At 35.4% G+C, this 246-nt stretch carries 1 protein-coding gene; it reads right to left on the bottom strand.

The annotated features are described in order from the left end of the window. Window positions 1-246: hypothetical protein (locus ACZ6JE_RS15465; protein WP_464319521.1), on the bottom strand; the 246-nt coding region annotated here is incomplete at both ends.

Below are 246 nucleotides of genomic sequence, written 5' to 3'. Positions count from 1 at the left end.
GATTGAAATAGCCCTTTGGTGTTTTGTAATTAAAATCTGTGTAGATAATTTCAACTTCAAGGCTTTTTAAATCTTCGGCAACATTGCGTCCCTCGAGAGTTGGAATATTTTTGGTATTGCTAAAAAGTATGTGTTTTTGACTTTTATTGAACCTTTTACTCGTTGCGAAAAACAATAGAATACATCGCCAGTAAATATTCTGATGTTTTTTTCCCGACGATTTTTCGCCGGTTTGCGGGTAGATGC

Source organism: Frigoribacterium sp. AC759 (genome assembly GCF_979256015.1).
Note: the sequence above shows the minus strand (reverse complement) of the source record. Positions and strands in the feature narration are given on the sequence as shown.